The sequence below is a fragment of the Pyruvatibacter sp. genome (genome assembly GCF_040219635.1).
Classification (GTDB): Bacteria; Pseudomonadota; Alphaproteobacteria; order CGMCC-115125; family CGMCC-115125; genus Pyruvatibacter.
The window spans coordinates 1,051,008-1,068,716 of the sequence record NZ_JAVJSC010000003.1; the positions used below are offsets into that span (position 1 = coordinate 1,051,008).

Annotated in this window: 24 protein-coding genes; 12 read left to right on the forward strand and 12 right to left on the reverse strand. The window is 60.2% G+C overall.

Annotated features, from left to right (window positions below; genetic code table 11):
* Positions 1-3 precede the first annotated feature (3 nt).
* The gene (locus RIB87_RS08430; RefSeq protein ID WP_350145486.1) at positions 4-1,776 is read right to left on the reverse strand and encodes a sodium:solute symporter family protein; all 1,773 of its coding nucleotides are present in this window, start codon (positions 1,774-1,776) and stop codon (positions 4-6) included.
* A gap of 24 nt (positions 1,777-1,800) precedes the next feature.
* The gene (locus tag RIB87_RS08435) at positions 1,801-2,157 is read right to left on the reverse strand and encodes a DUF4212 domain-containing protein (protein ID WP_350145488.1); all 357 of its coding nucleotides are present in this window, start codon (positions 2,155-2,157) and stop codon (positions 1,801-1,803) included.
* A gap of 190 nt (positions 2,158-2,347) precedes the next feature.
* On the opposite strand from RIB87_RS08435, the gene RIB87_RS08440 reads away from it, so the two are divergent.
* Complete coding sequence (locus tag RIB87_RS08440) at positions 2,348-3,571, forward strand: FAD-dependent monooxygenase (RefSeq protein ID WP_350145490.1); 1,224 nt, start codon at positions 2,348-2,350, stop codon at positions 3,569-3,571.
* Here RIB87_RS08440 and RIB87_RS08445 read toward each other — a convergent pair.
* Complete coding sequence (locus tag RIB87_RS08445) at positions 3,534-4,736, reverse strand: acyl-CoA dehydrogenase family protein (RefSeq protein WP_350145492.1); 1,203 nt, start codon at positions 4,734-4,736, stop codon at positions 3,534-3,536. The genes RIB87_RS08440 and RIB87_RS08445 overlap by 38 nt on opposite strands.
* A gap of 152 nt (positions 4,737-4,888) precedes the next feature.
* Between RIB87_RS08445 and RIB87_RS08450 the strand changes: the two genes are divergently transcribed.
* The gene (locus RIB87_RS08450) at positions 4,889-5,098 is read left to right on the forward strand and encodes a hypothetical protein (protein WP_350145494.1); all 210 of its coding nucleotides are present in this window, start codon (positions 4,889-4,891) and stop codon (positions 5,096-5,098) included.
* 3 nt (positions 5,099-5,101) lie between these two features.
* Here RIB87_RS08450 and RIB87_RS08455 read toward each other — a convergent pair whose 3' ends face one another.
* Together RIB87_RS08455 and RIB87_RS08460 are read right to left on the reverse strand one after the other, a co-directional pair.
* Entirely contained in the window at positions 5,102-5,710 is a 609-nt protein-coding gene (locus RIB87_RS08455; RefSeq protein ID WP_350145496.1) for a DJ-1/PfpI family protein, read from the reverse strand.
* Entirely contained in the window at positions 5,707-6,825 is a 1,119-nt protein-coding gene (locus RIB87_RS08460) for a GlxA family transcriptional regulator (protein WP_350145498.1), read from the reverse strand. The genes RIB87_RS08455 and RIB87_RS08460 overlap by 4 nt, the downstream gene beginning before the upstream one ends.
* Here RIB87_RS08460 and RIB87_RS08465 point away from each other — a divergent pair.
* Complete coding sequence (locus RIB87_RS08465) at positions 6,824-6,955, forward strand: hypothetical protein (RefSeq protein WP_350145500.1); 132 nt, start codon at positions 6,824-6,826, stop codon at positions 6,953-6,955. The two genes, RIB87_RS08460 and RIB87_RS08465, sit on opposite strands and share 2 nt — an antisense overlap.
* Here RIB87_RS08465 and RIB87_RS08470 read toward each other — a convergent pair.
* Positions 6,952-7,806: a MaoC/PaaZ C-terminal domain-containing protein gene (locus RIB87_RS08470; RefSeq protein ID WP_350145502.1), complete on the reverse strand. Its 855-nt coding sequence runs from the start codon at positions 7,804-7,806 to the stop codon at positions 6,952-6,954. The two genes, RIB87_RS08465 and RIB87_RS08470, sit on opposite strands and share 4 nt — an antisense overlap.
* A gap of 125 nt (positions 7,807-7,931) precedes the next feature.
* On the opposite strand from RIB87_RS08470, the gene RIB87_RS08475 reads away from it, so the two are divergent.
* Positions 7,932-8,369, forward strand: a complete 438-nt coding sequence (locus tag RIB87_RS08475) for a hypothetical protein (RefSeq protein ID WP_350145504.1) — start codon at positions 7,932-7,934, stop codon at positions 8,367-8,369.
* A gap of 3 nt (positions 8,370-8,372) precedes the next feature.
* On the opposite strand, the gene RIB87_RS08480 is transcribed toward RIB87_RS08475, so the two are convergent.
* From RIB87_RS08480 to RIB87_RS08495, 4 genes are all read right to left on the reverse strand, one after another.
* Positions 8,373-8,714, reverse strand: coding sequence for a hypothetical protein (locus RIB87_RS08480; RefSeq protein ID WP_350145506.1), 342 nt, complete (start codon positions 8,712-8,714; stop codon positions 8,373-8,375).
* Between the two features lie 52 nt (positions 8,715-8,766).
* Positions 8,767-9,114, reverse strand: coding sequence for a hypothetical protein (locus RIB87_RS08485; protein ID WP_350145508.1), 348 nt, complete (start codon positions 9,112-9,114; stop codon positions 8,767-8,769).
* A 106-nt stretch (positions 9,115-9,220) separates the two neighbouring features.
* Positions 9,221-9,700, reverse strand: a complete 480-nt coding sequence (locus tag RIB87_RS08490; protein ID WP_350145510.1) for a PaaI family thioesterase — start codon at positions 9,698-9,700, stop codon at positions 9,221-9,223.
* Positions 9,693-10,070, reverse strand: coding sequence for a PaaI family thioesterase (locus RIB87_RS08495; RefSeq protein WP_350145512.1), 378 nt, complete (start codon positions 10,068-10,070; stop codon positions 9,693-9,695). The genes RIB87_RS08490 and RIB87_RS08495 overlap by 8 nt, the downstream gene beginning before the upstream one ends.
* A gap of 83 nt (positions 10,071-10,153) precedes the next feature.
* Between RIB87_RS08495 and RIB87_RS08500 the strand changes: the two genes are divergently transcribed.
* Positions 10,154-10,570: a secondary thiamine-phosphate synthase enzyme YjbQ gene (locus RIB87_RS08500; protein ID WP_350145514.1), complete on the forward strand. Its 417-nt coding sequence runs from the start codon at positions 10,154-10,156 to the stop codon at positions 10,568-10,570.
* A gap of 42 nt (positions 10,571-10,612) precedes the next feature.
* Here the strand turns inward: RIB87_RS08500 and RIB87_RS08505 are convergent, their stop codons facing one another.
* Positions 10,613-11,098, reverse strand: coding sequence for an OmpA family protein (locus tag RIB87_RS08505; protein WP_350145517.1), 486 nt, complete (start codon positions 11,096-11,098; stop codon positions 10,613-10,615).
* A gap of 365 nt (positions 11,099-11,463) precedes the next feature.
* Between RIB87_RS08505 and RIB87_RS08510 the strand changes: the two genes are divergently transcribed.
* The 5 genes from RIB87_RS08510 to RIB87_RS08530 all read left to right on the forward strand — a co-directional run bounded on the left by RIB87_RS08510 (position 11,464) and on the right by RIB87_RS08530 (position 14,710).
* The gene (locus tag RIB87_RS08510) at positions 11,464-12,648 is read left to right on the forward strand and encodes an acetyl-CoA C-acyltransferase (protein ID WP_350145519.1); all 1,185 of its coding nucleotides are present in this window, start codon (positions 11,464-11,466) and stop codon (positions 12,646-12,648) included.
* A gap of 69 nt (positions 12,649-12,717) precedes the next feature.
* Positions 12,718-13,161 (forward strand): MaoC/PaaZ C-terminal domain-containing protein, encoded by a 444-nt coding sequence (locus tag RIB87_RS08515; RefSeq protein WP_350145521.1) that lies wholly within the window; start codon positions 12,718-12,720, stop codon positions 13,159-13,161.
* Between the two features lie 30 nt (positions 13,162-13,191).
* Positions 13,192-13,554, forward strand: a complete 363-nt coding sequence (locus RIB87_RS08520) for a VOC family protein (protein WP_350145523.1) — start codon at positions 13,192-13,194, stop codon at positions 13,552-13,554.
* 28 nt (positions 13,555-13,582) lie between these two features.
* Complete coding sequence (locus tag RIB87_RS08525; RefSeq protein WP_350145525.1) at positions 13,583-14,389, forward strand: SDR family NAD(P)-dependent oxidoreductase; 807 nt, start codon at positions 13,583-13,585, stop codon at positions 14,387-14,389.
* Positions 14,390-14,710: a DUF1475 family protein gene (locus RIB87_RS08530; protein ID WP_350145527.1), complete on the forward strand. Its 321-nt coding sequence runs from the start codon at positions 14,390-14,392 to the stop codon at positions 14,708-14,710. It begins immediately after the preceding gene.
* A 226-nt stretch (positions 14,711-14,936) separates the two neighbouring features.
* On the opposite strand, the gene RIB87_RS08535 is transcribed toward RIB87_RS08530, so the two are convergent.
* Positions 14,937-16,139: an acyl-CoA dehydrogenase family protein gene (locus tag RIB87_RS08535; RefSeq protein ID WP_350145529.1), complete on the reverse strand. Its 1,203-nt coding sequence runs from the start codon at positions 16,137-16,139 to the stop codon at positions 14,937-14,939.
* A gap of 97 nt (positions 16,140-16,236) precedes the next feature.
* Between RIB87_RS08535 and RIB87_RS08540 the strand changes: the two genes are divergently transcribed.
* Positions 16,237-17,010, forward strand: coding sequence for an SDR family NAD(P)-dependent oxidoreductase (locus tag RIB87_RS08540; RefSeq protein ID WP_350145531.1), 774 nt, complete (start codon positions 16,237-16,239; stop codon positions 17,008-17,010).
* A 42-nt stretch (positions 17,011-17,052) separates the two neighbouring features.
* Positions 17,053-17,709, forward strand: a complete 657-nt coding sequence (locus tag RIB87_RS08545) for a Fe2+-dependent dioxygenase (RefSeq protein WP_350145533.1) — start codon at positions 17,053-17,055, stop codon at positions 17,707-17,709.

Below are 17,709 nucleotides of genomic sequence, written 5' to 3' on the forward strand. Positions count from 1 at the left end.
CTGCTAGTGCGCGTGGGCGACGCCTGCACCTGTTGGCACGCGGATGTCTTCCACCATGTCCTGCACTTCCAGGGGCGGCGCTGCGGTAAACATCCGTACCACGAAGGCCACAACGAAGTTCAGCACCATGCCGACCGTGCCAATGCCTTCAGGCGAGATGCCCAGTAGCCAGTGTTCCGCCGAGTTGAGGTCGGGCGACACGAACTTGAAGTACACGATGTAGGCAAAGGTGAAGGTCAGGCCTGTCACCATGCCGGCAATCGCGCCCTCGCGGTTCATGCCCTTGAGGAAGATGCCCATCAGGATCGCCGGGAACAACGAGGCGGCCGCCAGCCCGAAGGCAAAAGCCACCACCTGCGCCACAAATCCCGGCGGATTGATCCCCAGATAGCCCGCCACACCGATGGCAACCGCCGCTGCAATACGCGCGTATCGCAGCTCCTGCTTGTCAGTGATGTTGGGCATCAGCGTTTTCTTCATCAGGTCATGGCTGATGGAGGTTGAGACCACCAGCAACAGGCCCGCAGCGGTTGAGAGCGCGGCAGCGAGGCCGCCCGCAGCCACCAGTGCAATCACCCAGCCGGGAAGCTGTGCGATTTCCGGGTTGGCCAGAACGAAGATGTCGCGGTCTACATAAATCTCGTTGGCCGCGTCGCTTGGCGTATTGGCCAACGCCCGCTCGCCGCTTGCACCCATCTCGCCCGTAAAGTCCGGTGAACCCGCATATGGCGCACCCGCTCCATACTGAATGATACCGTCGCCGTTCTTGTCCATCCAGCCGATGAGACCTATCTGCTCCCAGTTCTGGAGCCAGGCAGGCGCTTCCTGGTACTGGGTGTTGTTGACCGTCTCAATAAAATTGAGGCGGGCGAATGCCGCCACCGCCGGTGCTGTTGTGTAAAGCAGGGCAATGAAGATGAGCGCCCACAGGGCCGAGATGCGCGCATCCGACACTTTGGGCACCGTGAAGAACCGCACAATCACATGCGGCAGCCCGGCAGTGCCCACCATCAGCGCGAAGGTGATGGCAAACACGTCAATCACCTGTTTTGATCCATCCGTGTATGCACTGAAACCAAGGTCAACAAGTGTGGCATCCAGTTTAGCCAGCACGGAAAGTCCTGAGCCATCGGCCACCGTGGCCCCAAGGCCAAGCTGCGGAATGGGATTGCCGGTAATCAGGATGGAAATGAAGATCGCCGGCACCAGATACGCGAAGATGAGCACGCAATACTGCGCCACCTGCGTATAGGTAATGCCCTTCATGCCGCCGAGCACCGCATAGACGAAAACCACCGCCATGCCGAGCACCACGCCCATCTCGATTTCCACCTCAAGGAACCGCGAAAACACGATGCCCACACCGCGCATCTGCCCGGCCACATAGGTGAAGGAAATAAAAATCAGGCAGATGACACCCACAATGCGTGCTGTCGATGAGTAATACCGCTCGCCTATGAAGTCCGGCACGGTGAACTGGCCGAACTTGCGCAGATAGGGCGCCAGCAGCAGCGCCAGCAGCACATAGCCGCCGGTCCAGCCCATGAGATATACCGAGCCGTCATAGCCGGCAAAGGCAATGATGCCCGCCATCGAAATAAACGAGGCAGCGCTCATCCAGTCCGCCGCGGTTGCCATGCCGTTGGCAATCGGGTGGACGCCGCCGCCTGCAACATAAAACTCGCTTGTTGAACCAGCGCGCGCCCATAGCGCAATGCCGACATAAAGCGCGAATGATGCGCCGACGAAGATGTAAATCAGTGTTTGCGTTTCCATGTGATGTCCCCCTGTGATCCCGATCTAGTCGTCGTCAACGCCGTAGCGCCGATCGATGCGTTTCATCGCCACCACGTAGATGGCGATGAGGGCAATGAAGACGTAGATCGAGCCCTGCTGGGCCCACCAGAAACCGAGTTTGAAGCCGAAGAACTGAATTGAGTTCAGTGGTTCGGCAAACAGAATGCCAAAGCCGAATGACACAATGAACCAGACTGCCAGAAGCACCCCCAGCAGTTGCAGGTTGGCGTGCCAGTATCCGCGCACGCTGGCTTCCGACAAAACTTCCGTATCGTGATGATCGTGGGCAGGCATGTTGCCGCCCTCGTGGTGATAGACGGCAGGTTTGCCGTCGCCGCCACCATTTTGGGGTGTGGACATGCCATCCCCTCCTTGTTTCTGACCCTGAACGCTTTTGTTTTTGTGCGATTAGGCTAAATGCGTGCCCGGGCGATTGATAGCGATTGCTGCTTGACCTAGGTCAAGACTGCTATGCTCAACCAATAGGCAGATTACGGATAAACGCCGTGCGCTGGTTCTCTGAACGCACCTCATATGGCAGGCTTCCCCGATGAAAGCAGTGATTGCAGGTGGCGGTATTGGCGGGCTGACGGCAGCGCTTGCGTTCCGGCATTTTGGCTGGGACGTGGACGTATTTGAGCGCGCGCCTGAGTTGGGCGAGGTGGGGGCCGGCATCCAGATCAGCCCCAACGGCATGAAAGTGCTGCAGGCGCTGGGCGTTGCACAGCGCATTGAGGCGTCAGCCTTCGAGCCCGAAGCACTGGAGTTCCGCATGGGGCAGTCCGGTGTGCGCGTGTTTCGCGTGCCTGTAGGTGACGCTGCCCGCCAGCGCTGGGGTGCGCCATATCTGCATGTGCACCGAGCAGACCTTGTGGCGGCTCTTGCAGCGCAGCTTGAAGCCGGCGACGCGCCAGGCGCTGCGGGCAGCGTGCATCTCTCTACCGCTGTCAGTGGTTATGAAAACACTTCTTCTGGCGTCACAGCAAAGCTGGGCAGCAGCGGAAGTGTGCAAGGCGACGTATTGATCGGCGCAGATGGCATTCATTCATCCATCCGTACACAGATGGTTGGTGCGGACGCACCAGTTTTTACCGGCAACGTGGCCTGGCGCGCTGTAGTGCCTATGGATCAGCTTGGTGACCTTGCCCCACCGCCCACAGCCTGCGTCTGGGCGGGCCCGGGGCGTCATGCGGTTACGTACAGGTTGCGCCGTGGAACCCTCGCCAACTTTGTGGGCGTGGTGGAGCGTGACGATTGGCGCAGCGAAAGCTGGACGCAGCAAGGCACCCGCGACGAAGCGCTGGCAGACTATGCAGGCTGGCACCCGATACTCACCAACCTGATAGAGCGCGCCGATGCCCATTACCGCTGGGCATTGTTCGACCGCAAACCGCTGCCGCGCTGGAGCGATGGTCGCGTGTGCCTTATGGGCGATGCCGCGCACCCCACACTCCCATTCATGGCGCAGGGCGCCGTGATGGCAATCGAGGATGCTTACGTGTTGGCGCGTGAATGTGCGGCGGCACCCGATGATATTTCGTCGGCGCTTGAACGGGTGTATGCACTGCGCATCGCGCGCACCAGCGGCGTGCAAAAAGGATCACGCGCCAACGCCGCAACCTTTCACAAGCGCACATCTCTGGCACAGCTCTCAACCTACGGCCCCATGTGGCTTGCAGGCCAACTGGCACCGGGCTTCGTATTGTCACGGCAGGACTGGCTCTACGCAGAAGACGTTACAGCCCCAACTGCCGCGCGGTCAGGTCGCGCATGATTTCTTCCGAGCCGCCGCCAATGGCGTTGACCCGCACTTCGCGATAAATCCGCTCAACACGTCCGCCACGCAGATAGCCGTTGCCGCCCAAAATCTGCATGGCCTCGCGCGCACAAAACTCCATCGTGGTTGTCGCCTGAACCTTCAGCATGCTGAGGTCTGCCACCGGCGTTTCGCCCTGTCCAACGCGCCACGCACACATTTCAAGATAGGCCTGCGTTGCCTGAATGCGCTGATACATGTCGGCAATCTTGTGGCGGATCACCTGATGGTCTGCCAGCCGCTTGCCAAACGTTGTGCGCTCGCGTGCCCATGCTGCTGCGTCTTCCAGGCACACCCGTGCCATGGCATTGGCACCAGCGGCCATGCCCAGCCGCTCGCCGTTGAAGTTCATCATGATGCCGATAAAGCCGTTGTTTTCAGTGCCGATGAGATCGCTCTTTGGCACTTTCACGTCGTCAAAATAAATCGCCGCGGTGTCAGAGGCCCACCAGCCCATTTTCTTGAGCGGGGTGCGCGAGACACCAGGCAGCTTTGCGTCAATCAGCAACAGCGAAATGCCCTTGGTGCCGTCGCCACCGGTGCGCACGGCAGTGGTAAAATAGTCCGCCCGCATACCGCCGGTGATAAACATCTTGGAGCCGTTGACCAGGTAGTGGTCGCCCTTGTCCACGGCGCGGGTGTGAATGTTGGCCACGTCAGAGCCGCCCGATGGCTCGGTGATGGCCAGAGATATGTGCGTGTCGCCGTCGAGCACGGACGGCGCAATCCGCTCTTTCATTTCTTCAGAACCGATATTGATAATCGGCGGCAGACCGATGCCATGCACCATCAGGCTGGCATTGATGCCGCCCGCGCCAATGCGCGCCAGTTCTTCAGAGGTCACAATGCCGTGGAACTGGTCGATGCCCTCCTTGATGCCGCCATACGCTTCCGGATAGCCCATCCGCAGCAGGCCCACGTCGGCGGCCTTTTTGTACAGCTCCTCAGGAAATGCCTCCGCCTCGTCCCACTCGGAGGCATAGGGCATGATCTCTTTTTCAACCCATTTGCGCAGCGTCTGCCGCCAGGCGTCATGGTCGGCTGTCAGAAACGGCGACGGCGGGCGGGTGGTATCGAAATTGAGATCGGGCCGGGATTTGAGCGGCGTGGCAGCTTGTGACATGGGGCAGATCCTCAAAGGGTTTTGTGATTTCCACCCATTGTGACGCAGGGTTGATGCACGTCAACGCACGATTGGCCTGCGCCTGGCATAACGGGCTGTGCTCCAGACCATGACGGTTGCGTGTGGAGCCGCTACAGGAGGCCACAAAGCCTATGGAGAAAGTCTGCCTTGATCGCCTGAACGACGTCAGCGCGCTGATCGAGTTCAACATGACCAGCGAAGCTGCCGAGCATCTCACTGCGTTTCACACCTGCGCCGAGCGTTCAGACTGTAGCTACTGGCAAAGCTGCGCGCGCAGGGTGGAAGACTTGTGGAGCCGTCAGATGTACGCCGCTCAGCCTGACAGACGGCGTCCGGCCTAAGCGCTAAACAGCTGCTGCATAGGGAGGAGCCGGGTCATATTCCATCGCCCGCTGTGTGGCGCGCGCGTGATCTTCGCCGTGCATCTGTCCCACCAGCCACAGCGCCATATCTATTCCCGCTGACACACCTGCCGCCGTCACAACCTTGCCGTCGCGCACATAGCGTGTGTTTTCCAGAACGCTGGCCGCTTCGTTGCGCTCGCGCAACTGGTCAATGAAGGCCCAGTGTGTTGTGACGCGCTTGTTTTTTGCGGGGCCGGCGGCTGTCAGAATAAGCGCACCTGTGCACACACTGGTTGTCCACGTGGTGCCCGCATCCACCTTCGCGACCCAGTCCAGAACATCGGCATTGTTCACCAGTGTGCGGGTGCCTTCCCCGCCGGGAACAAGCAGCACGTCTAGCGCAGGCGCATCATCAAAGCCTGCATGGGCATTGACCGTCATGCCTTTGCGGCAGGCCACAGGCTTGCCCGACTGCGAAATCAGCATCACGTTGTCCGGCTCCGGCTTACCCAGATAGGTGAACACCTCGTTGGCCATGGTGAACACTTCATAAGGGCCGACAAAATCCAGTTCTTCGGCGTCATCAAAAATCAGCAGGCCAATGTTCATTGTACGGATCCTTGAGTGGGAGATTGCAGGGTGAGGTTTGTGACCGGTCCGTGTGGCCCCACAACAGGCATCCGCCTGAAGCGCGCCCGATAGTCAGCCGGGCTGACGCCAACACGACGATGAAACGCGCGGCGCATTTGTTCAGCGCTTGAAAACCCGCAGGACCAGGCGATGGTTTCGGTGTCGTCGGCTGTTTCTTCAAGGTGGCGGCGTGCTGCTTCCACCCGTGCCACTTCCACAAACCGCCCCGGCGTCAGACCTGTCTCGCTTACAAACGCACGGGCCAATGTGCGCTCGCTCATATGGGCGCGATCTGCCAGTGCGGGCACGGACAAGTCGTCGGCCACATGGTCGAGTACGTATTGCGCAATGTCGCCGATCTTGCCTTTGGACGCATGCTGCGCCACGAGCTGTGCTGAAAATTGTGACTGCCCGCCGGGGCGGATCATGAACAACACATGGCGACGCGCAACCGACAGCGCCATGTCGCGCCCGCAGTCTTCTTCCACCAGCGCCAGCGCCAGATCCATGCCCGCCGTCACACCCGCTGAAGACCACACATGTTCGTCGCGCACATAAATTGAATCCGCGTCCACCGTGAGCGATGGAAACATCCGCGCCAATACGTGCGACACATTCCAGTGCGTTGTGACGCGCCGTCCGTCGATCAGCCCGGCGCGGGCCAGAATGAACGTGCCGGTGCACACCGACGCAATGCGCTTTGCCGCAGCGCCCGCCCGCGCCACAACATCCAGCACGGCGGGGTCATCCATCGCCTGTGCCGTGCCGTCACCGCCGGGCACCATGAGCGTATGCAGACCTTCAAGATAATCGTCCGTAAGCGCATCAAAACCGACATCCGCCACAAGCTGCATACCTGATGTGGTGCGAAACGGGCCGGGCTGTGCTGCGGCAATCACCAGCTCGTAGGCGGGCTGGTCGTCGCCGGGCTGTGGCGTGTAGCCATCCGGTGCCCACGATTTGGGGTTGCGGCGCGCATCGTTGACGCCCGCCAAAATCTCCAGCGGCCCGGTAATGTCGAGAATCTGCACGTCCGGATAGGCAATCATCAGGACGCGGTGCGGCTGCGCAGATGTGCGGGTGTTTTTGCTCATGGCAAAAACACTACGCCCCTCACCGCATGGCGGAAAGGCCAAATACCCCACCAAAACCGCCAAGAAGGAAAAGGGCGAAGGTCAGGAATCCGACGTAACCATGCCTGGAAGCCTAAAACCCCCCGTCTAGCTCGCCAACGTGCACTTGCCGTTGTTGATAACCACCACATCGCGCTCTTTCAGGCGCGCGCGAAACGAGGCCACGTTTGCGTCTTTCCAGATGTCCATCAGAATTGTTTCGCCGGGAAACACCGGCGACGAAAACCGCACGTCAAATCCGGTAATTTTGGTGTGGTCGTAGTCGGCTACTGCGCCCAGCAGCGCCCGGCAGCAGGTGCCGTAGGTACACAGCCCATGCAGAATGGGCGCAGGAAAGCCCGCCGCCTTGGCAAACTCAGGGTCTGAGTGCAGCGGGTTGCGGTCGCCGGACAGCCGGTAGAGCAGTGCCTGGTCGTGCCGTGTATCCACCTCAACGGTCTGGTCGGGTGCGCGATCAGGAATGGCGTGTGGCTTGGGCGCACCGTCCTTGGGCCCGCCAAACCCGCCGTCGCCGCGGGCAAATGTGGTGCTGGTCAGCGTACACAGCGGGTCGCCCGATTCTGCAAGCCGGATGTCGGTCTGCGTGACAATGACCGCGCCTTTATCGGCGCCCTTGTCATATGCGCCAATCACCTTGCTGTCGGCGATGATGTCAGCAGCGGCGGGCAGTGGCTGGTGCAGGGTCAGTTTTTGTTCCCCATGCACGACCATCACATAGTTGATACCGGAATCGCGCAACGGCCCGGCACCCCAGGCGATGACCGTTGCCATGGTAGGCACGGTCTTGAGGCCGCTTTCATAAACATACGGCAGCTCTTTGGGCGCCAGCGGGTCGCGCGCCATGCCGACGCCGAGTGCATAGAGCATCGTTTCGCGGTCGCCATAGGAAAACGTTTCGCCGGTCGATGTCAGCGACATGATGTGATCGTAATCAATAGCCATGGAAAACCTCACCTGGGTTCATTTGCTTGTGTGTTGCGCCAAGCAAAGCGCGGCATTCGTGTTGATGCAAGTGGGGTATAGTGGATGGGCGTTTCTACAGGCGTGGATAAGCGGGAGGTTGCCAGATGAAAAGGTTGGGGCTGAGTATTGCCGTTGCGGTTGGCATTGCATCTGCGGTGCTGTCAGCCCACGCGGAGATTCCCGGCGCGGACATGCAGGTAGTTACGCCGCCGGGCGAAATGACCAGCGCCATCCGCGCCGTCTTCCCGGAGGCCTACTCTCAGTTCATGACGGTGAGTTACGAGCGGCAGGATGCAGGCACGGGCCGCGTGCCGGAGATATGGCCGAAGGACGCAAGTTTTCTGGTGCCCGCCAGCGCCTATTCAAACACCATTGAGGCAGAGCTTGATGGCAGGGTGGCAGACGTCATCGCCCGCGTGTTACGCCCCGGCGACGCCCACTGCGAAAGCGTGCAGGTGGGCGACGTCGAGGAGTATGGCTGGATGGCGTGGCCAGATAAAACCGTCCGCAAGATCACCATCACATTTGGCGTGGCGTGCTAGCCGTCAGGCCGCCGTGCGGTCACCGATGAGCAGCTTCACCGCGTCACCCTTGGCGTCGGCGATGGCCCACAACAGGTAGGGCGTGAGAAACAGAATGCCGCCCACCTGCGCCAGCGGCATTAGCAAAATGCCGCCGGTTGAAAACTTGTGTCGCCACCCAATCCATATGGCCGACAAAGTGAGGTAGGCTGCAAAATCAACGTTGAACTGTCCCGACCAGTTCATCGCGGCAATGTCACCGACAAAAACGTCGATCAGGTTCCAGCCGGTCTGCATCGTCGCGGTATAGGTCAGAGCCGCAACGGCAATGAAATAGAAGATCGCAACAGCGCGAAGTATCATCATGGTCGTTTCCCCTTTTTAAAGCGCGTGTTTAAGCACGGGTGATGGTGAGCAATCAGCTTGCTGCGGCGCGCTGTTTGCCAAGAAACAGCGTCTTGATATCGCCGTCCGCGTCATAGCTCGCCCACAGCAGATAGGGCGCAAGAAAGCCGATGCCGCCGAACAGGCCGCACAGCCCAAGCACAAACGCGCCGGGTGTGAAGTGATGCCGCCAGGTCAGCCAGAGCGCTGACAGGGTGAGGAACCCGAAAAAATCCAGATTGAACTGGCCCGGCCATTCCATTTTCAGCATGTCGCCGAAGAAAACCGCGAACAGGCCCATGCCATGGTTCATGATGACAATGGCCGTATAAACGGCCAACACCACCCAGATCACGATCAGATGTATACGAAAGCCCTGCATTCTCGCCTCCCCCTCATGTATGTCAGTTGCCGATAAAGTCGGCATTTGACGAAACAGAGTAGAGACTGCGTGACGCTGCACAATTACCTGCGGCGTAATGATGTGCCTATGGTTCGCCCAGCACCTTCCACAGACTGGTGGCCTGGCAGATCAACACGTCATCAACAAAAAAGTCTGCCGCACAGAACACAACGCTGCGGGTTTTCTTGGTCAGCCGTGTCTTGCCGATCACCAGATCACCCACTTTGGCGGTGCCTGTGTAACTCGTCTGCATACTGAGGGTCACGCACGGTCTCCGCCCGGTTGCATTCCATGCCGTGCTGCCAACGATGGCGTCGGCGAATGTCATCAACGCGCCCGGGTGCAGCTTTCCGGCTGCATCAATATGGCGTTCATCAACCCGGAAGGCTTCGGTCCGCGCCAGGCCGTCGTTGGGGGTGGTTTCGCTGTAGTAGGGCCCCACAAACGCCTCGAACGGGTCGCGCAACTCCATGGCGCGAAAGCCGTCCAGGTGTTCCTCAGGCCGTGGCGACGCGATTGGCGGGCGTTCGCCGTCGCCTTTTTCGGCGTCACGCGCCTCAGTCATCTTTAACAACCCGATAAACGCCGGTGGCCGTCATCAACATGCGGTCGCCGACGGATACATCGCATGACAGGAAAACAATCGTCCGTGTTCGCCGCGTCACTTGCGCCACAGCCGTTACCATGTCGCCTGGTTTGCCGGGGCCGGTAAAGTCACAGTTTACGGACAGGGCTTCCACGTCACTGTCGGCGGCCTTACGCGCTGCACCCGCCAGCACCACAGAGGCAAACGACATCATCATGCCGCCATGCAACATATCGGCACCATTGAGGTGATGTGGTTCAATCTTGAAGCCAAGGCTGAACCCGTCGCCGTCAACGGGTGTGACGGGACCGATATAGGCTTCAAAGCCGGAACTCTCCGGTGCGCTCATGGTGTGCCTGCTGTGGAATTGAGATGCTGAAAAGGGCGTGCTGTGCCCTATGTACCGGCAAGCCCTGCGGGTTAAAAGGGGGCATGCGCCCGCACCTTGAAACACTTGCCGTTGCAACGCCCGGCCCCGGCCTCACGGACATTACCCGTGAGGTGGCGGATGTTGTGCGGGCATCCACAATACGCGAAGGCCAGGTCACGCTGTTCATCCGCCACACATCGGCATCGCTGGTCATTCAGGAAAACGCCGACCCGGATGTGCTGCACGATCTGCAGACATTCTTTGCGCGCATTGCCCCGCAAACAGATACCTACCGCCACGCCACCGAAGGGCCGGACGACATGCCCGCCCACATCAAGTCAGCACTCACCGCGACCAGCCTGACGGTGCCGGTTTCAAACGGCAACATGCTGCTGGGCACGTGGCAGGGCATATATGTGTTTGAGCACCGCGCCCGCCAGCACACCCGCAGCGTAGTGGTGCAGGTGGTCGGCGCGTAACGCAGCGCTCGTTGTCGCGTGTCGGTAGCCGTGCGTAGCCGGCTAGATGTTCAGCGGGGCCATGCTGACCGGACCAATGGCGGCGGGGGCAGCAGGCGCTTCACCAATCCAGCGGGCAGGGACGCCAAGCTCGATCAGCGCATCGCGCACAACCTGCGTGCGGGCGTCAGGGCCTGCATCGTTGCTCAATGTAACCCGGCTCAGTTCAAGCCCGGTCACTTCGTCGGCGATGGCAGCAAGCATGTCGTTTGCGGGTGCAGTCAGGTCAGCACCGCCAACCGGAAAATACACCACATAGGAGTAGCCGAAGGGAGCGGTCTGCGCATCAGCGGTCATGCCCACATCGTCTGAGCGCTCAACAAGTGACGGGGCTGCAGCGGTAATGGTTACAACCGATGTGGCAATGGCCGGAGGCTGCGCGCCGTCAAAGGGAACCGCGGACGTGTCGCCGCTGGCAAAGGCCGCCATGCCGCCGAGCAAGAACGCACCGGCTCCAATCAGACCCATAATTCCAAACTGGCGGCGCATGTCATGTCTCCCCAAAGTCAAAATCCGGTGCGCCAATCGCACCTTCCATGACGCCAATATGCTGCGTGAATCTGGCGCAGACTTGATGGTGCGGAGGTGAAGCGTTGTTCATTTCGTGGCCCAAATGCGGCGGCGATGGCCGCGCGCCGGGCTAATGCGTTGATTCCAGTGCGATTCCAGAAGTGACCCGCACATCGCCAATTAACCCTTCCGGCGCGGCCCTGAACCCCCTATGGTTCGCGCCGACTGGCGGGTTTCAAATTGATACCCGCTGCCTTCGACATTTTGTAAAGCCCGGACCAGGCGCTGCATGACGCGGCGGAAATCCAAGCGGGCGAACACTAATCCCAACAAGGAGTGACAGCATGAGAGAAGCAGTCATCGTTTCCACGGCCCGCACGGGCCTTGCCAAATCAGGCCGCGGCGGCTTCAACATGACCCACGGTGCCGCCATGGGTGGCCACGCCCTCAAGCATGCCATCGAGCGCGCCAAGATTGAGCCGGGCCACGTTGACGACGTCATCATGGGCTGCGGCACACCTGAAGGTGCCACCGGCCAGAACGTTGGCCGCCTTGCCGCCATCTGGGCCGGTTGCCCGGTCACAACGTCTGGCGTAACCGTCAACCGTTTCTGCTCGTCCGGTCTCCAGACCATTGCCATGGCCGCTGGCCGCATCGTCAATGATGGTGTGGACGTGGTTGCCGCTGGTGGCGTTGAATCCATTTCGCTGGTGCAGATGTCCGGCGCGATGAACCTCAACAACATCACCGAAGAAAAGCTGATGGAGAGCTATCCGGCTCTTTGGATGCCGATGATCGAAACCGCCGACATCGTGGCCAAGCGCTACAATGTGAGCCGTGAAGCGCAGGACGAGTATTCGCTCCAGTCGCAGCAGCGCACCGCGGCCGCCCAGCAGGCTGGCAAGTTCGACGACGAAATCGTGCCGATGAACACGAAGATGAAAGTCGTCAACAAGGAAACCAAGGAAGAGTCGATCGTTGACTACGTGGTGGACAAGGACGAATGCAACCGTCCCCAGACCACCCTTGAAGGCCTGAATGGTCTGCCGCCTGTTCGTGGCGAAGGCAACTACATCACGGCCGGCAATGCTTCGCAGCTTTCCGATGGTGCCTCCATGGTGATCATGATGGAACGCAAGGAAGCCGAGCGCCGTGGCCTCGACATCATGGGCGTGTTCCGCGGGTTCCAGGTTGCAGGCTGCGAGCCGGACGAAATGGGCATTGGCCCCGTGTTCGCTGTGCCCAAGCTGCTGGACAAGGCTGGCGTCAAGAAGGACGACATCGACCTGTGGGAACTCAACGAAGCGTTTGCCTCGCAGTGCCTCTACAGCCGCGACAAGCTGGAAATCGACAATGACAAATACAACGTCAATGGCGGGTCGATCTCCATCGGTCATCCCTTCGGCATGACCGGCGCGCGCTGCACCGGCCACCTGATGATCGAAGGCAAGCGCCGCAACGCCAAGCTCGGCGTCGTGACCATGTGCATCGGCGGCGGCATGGGTGCTGCCGGCCTGTTCGAGATGTAATTCGACGCAGACCTTGCTACGATTGAAAGGCCCGGCAGCAATGCCGGGCCTTTTTTCATGAGAGTCGGCATGACCACGCGCTATTTTGATGATTTTGACGTCGGTGAGCAGTGGCCCATCACCGAGACCTATGAAATGACCCGCGACGAAATTGTATCGTTTGCCACCAAGTGGGACCCACAGCCGTTTCATGTTGATGAGGCGGCCGCCAAAAAATCCGTTTACGGAACACTGACAGCCTGCGGTACCCATATTCAGGCTGTGGTGCTGAAACTGGCGCAGGCGCTTCCGCATGAAACAGCCGTCATCGGCGCGCTGGGCTATGACGAAGTGCGCTTTCACAAGGCCGCTTGTCTGGATGATGTGCTGTCGCTCACCATCGAGTGCATCGAGAAGCGCCCCTCGTCGTCGAAGCCTGATCGCGGCATCATCAAGAACTGTCATACGCTTGTTAATCAGGCGGGCGACACCGTGTTCTCCCAAATCACCACGCTGCTTATCGCTCGCGCATAATATCGGGCAGCGTGCACAGGAGACCTGGCCATGAATGACCTGAAGATTACCGGCTACCGTATTTTCGTGCCGGATGTGGCCACGGCACTTCCCTTCTACCGCGACCTGTTGAGCCTGCCGGTGCGCGCTGTGGCGGATGACGGCGGGTTTGCTGTTCTGGACGCGGGCATCATGCTCATTCTTGAACCCGTGGGGGATGACCCGAACCTGACCCGGCGTTTTACCGGCGTCTCGTTTGAGGTGGCCGACATCACGGCGGCCTATCAGGAGTTGCGCGGCAAAGGCGTGGAGTTCGCTGATGGCCCGCACATGCAGGAGTGGGGCGGCAAGCTGGCACACTTTATGGATCCCGGTGGCAATACGCTCACCATTGTGGAATACCCAACGCGATAGCAACCCGCCGCCATAAGGAACAAACAGCATGGGACGCCTCACAGGAAAACGCGCCATCGTCACCGGAGCAGGCTCAGGCATCGGCCGCGCCGCCTCTCGCCGCTTCGCCGAAGAAGGCGCAACCGTGCTCGCCGTTGATCTGAACGCCGATGGTGTGGCGGAAACCGTTGAAGGCCGCGAGCGCATGAGCGCTGAGACAGGCGACGTATCGGACGAAGCCTACGTGTCCGGCTCGGTTACAAACTTTGTAAAGCAGCAGGGTGGCATCGACATCGTGTTTGCCAATGCGGGCATTTCCGGCGGGTGGATGCCACTGGCAGACCAGACGCCGGACTATTGGGAAAACATCCTCCGGGTAAATCTCATTGGTCCTTTCTTGTATGTGAAGCACGCCAGCCCGCACATGGTGGCGCAGGGGCACGGCTCCATTGTATGTACGGCATCCGTGGCGGGGATAAGGGCGAATGCGGGTGTGCATCCCTATTCAGCCTCCAAGGCCGGCGTCATCTCACTGGTGCAGACTGTGGCCTATGATCTGGCCGGCACCGGCGTGCGCATCAATGCTGTGTGCCCCGGCCTCATTGAAACCGGCATGACCAAGCCCGTGTTCGACATGGCGCGTGAGCGCGGTTCTGAAGATCGCATCGGCCAGATCAACCCGATGAAGCGGGCAGGCCGCCCCGAAGAAATTGCCAACATGGCGCTGTTTCTGGCGAGCGACGAAGCCTCGTATGTTAACGGTCAGGCGTTCCCCGTTGATGGCGGCCTGTCGGCATCGCACCCTTACGCCATGGGCTCCGGTCAGCAGCGGGCGTTCAAGAAGGCGGGCGAATAGATGACAGGTCTGCGCATCCTCTCCGCCATACTGGGCCTCGCCTTCGGCGCATCGCTCATCTGGGGCTTTGCCGATGGCGGCTCCGTGGTGCCGCTGCTCACCCTCATGCTGGCGGAACCCTGGGGCGTCGTCACCCTTGCGGACCTCTATCTCGGCTTTGTGCTGTTTGCGGGTCTGGTGCTGGTGCTGGAGCACAGCAAGCTCACTGGCATCTTGTGGGCGATTGCCATCGTGTTGCTCGGCAACATCATCACCGCCGCCTGGATCGTCTTCAGGTTGCCCGGCGTGCTTCAGCGCCTGCGCAACTCACCATCCCCTTGAAGGGCCCGCTCAAGCATGCGCTGTGGGATGCATGGCCCTACCACACCCGTGTCCCCGGACTTGATCCGGGGCCTACTCGCGGTGCGGCAGGCATAAATGCAGGCCACCGCAGTAGGCATGTGCTGCTCATCACGACATCAGTGTTGACCGACCCGAAGGTCTGAAACGCGAGTGGACCCCGGATCAAGTCCGGGGACACGGATGTGGCGAAGTCTGGCAGCGCCGCCTAAAGCCCCAGCACCAGCTTTGCCATGATGCCGCGCTGGATTTCGTTGGAGCCGCCGTAGATGGATGACGCCCGGTTATTCAGCATGGTCGGCACCACCGTCATGGAGGATGCGGGTCCCACCGGCGCAACATTTGACCCCGGCTGCCGCGCATCCGGCTGCATCGGCATGGCGTAGGTGCCAATCGCTTCCACCGCCAGCGTGTCCAGCTTCTGGCGCATCTCGGTGCCGACCACTTTCAGCATGGAGGAGGCCGGGCCGGGGTTCTGGCCGTTGGACAAGGCCGTCATGACGCGGTGCTCGGTAATTTCCTGCGCATCAAGCTCTACTTCAAACGCTGCCAGCTTGCGCTTGAAGGCATCGCCTTCAAGCAGTGAACCACCGGCCCCATCAGCCTCGGCACCCGCCAGCGCTTTGAGTTTTTCAACCGCCACCCGCAGCCCCGGCGCGTAGGCGCCGCCGCGCTCGAACTCCAGCAGATATTTGGCCACCGTCCAGCCATCATTTTCCTCGCCCACACGGTTTGCCTTTGGCACGCGCACATTATCGAAAAACACCTGGTTCACTTCGTGCTCGCCCGCCATGGTGATGATCGGCTCCACGCTGATGCCCGGCGTATCCATGTCGATCAAAACAAACGTGATGCCCTGCTGCGGTTTGCCCGATGCATCCGTGCGCACAAGACAAAACATGCGGTTGGCGAAGTGGGCGTGCGTCGTCCAGATTTTGGTGCCGTTGATGACATAGTCATCGCCATCGCTGTCTGCCCTGCACTTGAGTGAGGCAAGGTCTGAGCCTGAGCCGGGTTCGGAATATCCCTGACACCAGTAATCATCGCCCGACAAAATGCGCGGCAGATATTTTGCCTTCTGCTCGTCGGTGCCAAACCCCATCAACATCGGCCCGCACATGCGCAGACCCATGGGTGACAGGGCAGGGGCCCCGGCGCGCGAACATTCAGCGGCAAAAATATAGCGTTGCATCTCGCTCCACCCGGTGCCGCCGTGCTCCTTCGGCCAATGCGGCGCCACCCAGCCCTTGGCGTGCAGGATTTTATGCCATTTCAGGTTCCAGTCCTTGTCGGTGAACACCGACGTTGTGAGGCTGCCCGCCTCACGCAGTTCCGGTGTGAGTTCCGCATCCAGAAACGCACGCACTTCCTGGCGGAAGGTTTCGTCTTCGGGGGCAAGTCCAAGGTCCATCGGTTTTCCTTCAGCGCGCGGCGATTAAGCGGTTGTTGTTTTCGGGCACCATTCTAGGATGCCTGCCAGCAAGAAACCAATCAGCAGGAGCGGCATTATGGATCTGGGTCTTACAGGCAAGAAGGCAATCGTCACTGGTGGTACGCGGGGCATCGGCCGCGCCATTGCCGAAACACTGGCAGCAGAAGGCTGCGACGTGGCGATCTGCGCCCGCAACGCCGACCAGATTGCCGACGCTGTGGCCGACATGTCCAAGACCCACGGCACCAGGGTCTGGGGGGCCGTCGCCGATATTGCCGATCCTGACAGCCTGAAAGGATTTATCGCCGACGCCGCCAAACAGCTTGGCGGCATTGATGTGCTGGTCTCCAATGCCTCCGCTCTTGCCATCGGCAACACGGAGGCTGCCTGGAAAAGCGGCTTTGACATCGACATCATGGGTGCAGTGCGCTCGGTAGAAGCGGCCCTGCCCGAGTTGAAAAAGTCTGCCGAAGCAAATGGCGACGCCTCGATCATTGCCATCGGTTCTGTTTCCTCGGTGTCCGCAACAGATGCCTCCGCGTATGGGGCGGTCAAAGGCGCTATGGTGCATCTCATCAAGGGTCTGGCCAAGGAACTGGCAGGCTCCCACGTGCGCGCCAATGTGGTGTCGCCGGGCACGGTGTATTTCAAGGGCGGCGTCTGGCACATGGTTGAGGAAAACATGCCCGACATGTTCAAGGCCACAATGGGCCGCAACCCCATGGGCCGTATGGCCACGCCGCAGGATATCGCTAATGCAACGGTGTTTCTCGCCAGCCCGAAATCCTCCTTCACCACCGGCATCAACATGATTGTGGATGGTGCCATCACCGACCGCGTCAACTACTAGCGCCATTCTAGCTGCACGCCGCGAGGCGGGGATAACTATGCAATGATTTATGAGTTCGACGACATTCTGACGGCTGATGAACTTGCCAAGGTCGTCAGCATTGTTGAGTCCGGCACCTACCATGATGGTGCGCAGGGCGCAGGCTGGCAGGCAAAATCCGTCAAGAAGAACGAGGAACTGGACGCCAAGATCACCCAGCAGGTGGGGCAGATTGTCGGCCAGGCGCTGGCGCGGTCATCCAAGTTCAAGGCGCTGGCCTGGCCCAAACGCCTCGCAGGGTTTCTGGTCAGCCGTTATAAGCCGGGCATGACCTATGGCACCCATGTGGACAACGCCATTCTCAATAATGCCCGCTCCGACATGTCGTTCACGCTGTTTCTCAGCGACCCGGACAGCTATACCGGCGGCGAACTGGTGATTGAGCAGGGCGATACGGCACGCATCATCAAGCCCGCAAAAGGCCACATGGTGCTGTATTCCACCAGTGCCCTGCATCACGTCGCGGAAGTGACCAATGGCGAGCGGCTGGCAGTAGTTGGCTGGGTACGCAGCTATGTGCGCGACCCTCAGGCCCGCGAGATGCTGTATGACCTGGACCTTGTGATGCTTGACCTCAAGGACAAGCCAAAGCAGCGGGCCGTTCTTGATCGGGTGGCGAAAGTACGCACCAATCTGCTGCGGCGCTGGATGGACGACTAA

Bases quoted from the DNA above. Each gene is read 5' to 3' on its own strand.
- RIB87_RS08460 (WP_350145498.1), bottom strand. From the start codon at position 6,825: ATGAGCAAAAACACCCGCACATCTGCGCAGCCGCACCGCGTCCTGATG.
- RIB87_RS08495 (WP_350145512.1), bottom strand. From the start codon at position 10,070: ATGAGCGCACCGGAGAGTTCCGGCTTTGAAGCCTATATCGGTCCCGTC.
- RIB87_RS08505 (WP_350145517.1), bottom strand. From the start codon at position 11,098: ATGCGCCGCCAGTTTGGAATTATGGGTCTGATTGGAGCCGGTGCGTTC.
- RIB87_RS08545 (WP_350145533.1), top strand. From the start codon at position 17,053: ATGATTTATGAGTTCGACGACATTCTGACGGCTGATGAACTTGCCAAG.
- RIB87_RS08445 (WP_350145492.1), bottom strand. From the start codon at position 4,736: ATGTCACAAGCTGCCACGCCGCTCAAATCCCGGCCCGATCTCAATTTC.
- RIB87_RS08500 (WP_350145514.1), top strand. From the start codon at position 10,154: ATGCGCCCGCACCTTGAAACACTTGCCGTTGCAACGCCCGGCCCCGGC.
- RIB87_RS08485 (WP_350145508.1), bottom strand. From the start codon at position 9,114: ATGCAGGGCTTTCGTATACATCTGATCGTGATCTGGGTGGTGTTGGCC.
- RIB87_RS08490 (WP_350145510.1), bottom strand. From the start codon at position 9,700: ATGACTGAGGCGCGTGACGCCGAAAAAGGCGACGGCGAACGCCCGCCA.
- RIB87_RS08455 (WP_350145496.1), bottom strand. From the start codon at position 5,710: ATGAACATTGGCCTGCTGATTTTTGATGACGCCGAAGAACTGGATTTT.
- RIB87_RS08450 (WP_350145494.1), top strand. From the start codon at position 4,889: ATGGAGAAAGTCTGCCTTGATCGCCTGAACGACGTCAGCGCGCTGATC.
- RIB87_RS08470 (WP_350145502.1), bottom strand. From the start codon at position 7,806: ATGGCTATTGATTACGATCACATCATGTCGCTGACATCGACCGGCGAA.
- RIB87_RS08525 (WP_350145525.1), top strand. From the start codon at position 13,583: ATGGGACGCCTCACAGGAAAACGCGCCATCGTCACCGGAGCAGGCTCA.
- RIB87_RS08480 (WP_350145506.1), bottom strand. From the start codon at position 8,714: ATGATGATACTTCGCGCTGTTGCGATCTTCTATTTCATTGCCGTTGCG.
- RIB87_RS08435 (WP_350145488.1), bottom strand. From the start codon at position 2,157: ATGTCCACACCCCAAAATGGTGGCGGCGACGGCAAACCTGCCGTCTAT.
- RIB87_RS08430 (WP_350145486.1), bottom strand. From the start codon at position 1,776: ATGGAAACGCAAACACTGATTTACATCTTCGTCGGCGCATCATTCGCG.
- RIB87_RS08440 (WP_350145490.1), top strand. From the start codon at position 2,348: ATGAAAGCAGTGATTGCAGGTGGCGGTATTGGCGGGCTGACGGCAGCG.
- RIB87_RS08510 (WP_350145519.1), top strand. From the start codon at position 11,464: ATGAGAGAAGCAGTCATCGTTTCCACGGCCCGCACGGGCCTTGCCAAA.
- RIB87_RS08515 (WP_350145521.1), top strand. From the start codon at position 12,718: ATGACCACGCGCTATTTTGATGATTTTGACGTCGGTGAGCAGTGGCCC.
- RIB87_RS08535 (WP_350145529.1), bottom strand. From the start codon at position 16,139: ATGGACCTTGGACTTGCCCCCGAAGACGAAACCTTCCGCCAGGAAGTG.
- RIB87_RS08465 (WP_350145500.1), top strand. From the start codon at position 6,824: ATGGCAAAAACACTACGCCCCTCACCGCATGGCGGAAAGGCCAAATAC.
- RIB87_RS08540 (WP_350145531.1), top strand. From the start codon at position 16,237: ATGGATCTGGGTCTTACAGGCAAGAAGGCAATCGTCACTGGTGGTACG.
- RIB87_RS08475 (WP_350145504.1), top strand. From the start codon at position 7,932: ATGAAAAGGTTGGGGCTGAGTATTGCCGTTGCGGTTGGCATTGCATCT.
- RIB87_RS08530 (WP_350145527.1), top strand. From the start codon at position 14,390: ATGACAGGTCTGCGCATCCTCTCCGCCATACTGGGCCTCGCCTTCGGC.
- RIB87_RS08520 (WP_350145523.1), top strand. From the start codon at position 13,192: ATGAATGACCTGAAGATTACCGGCTACCGTATTTTCGTGCCGGATGTG.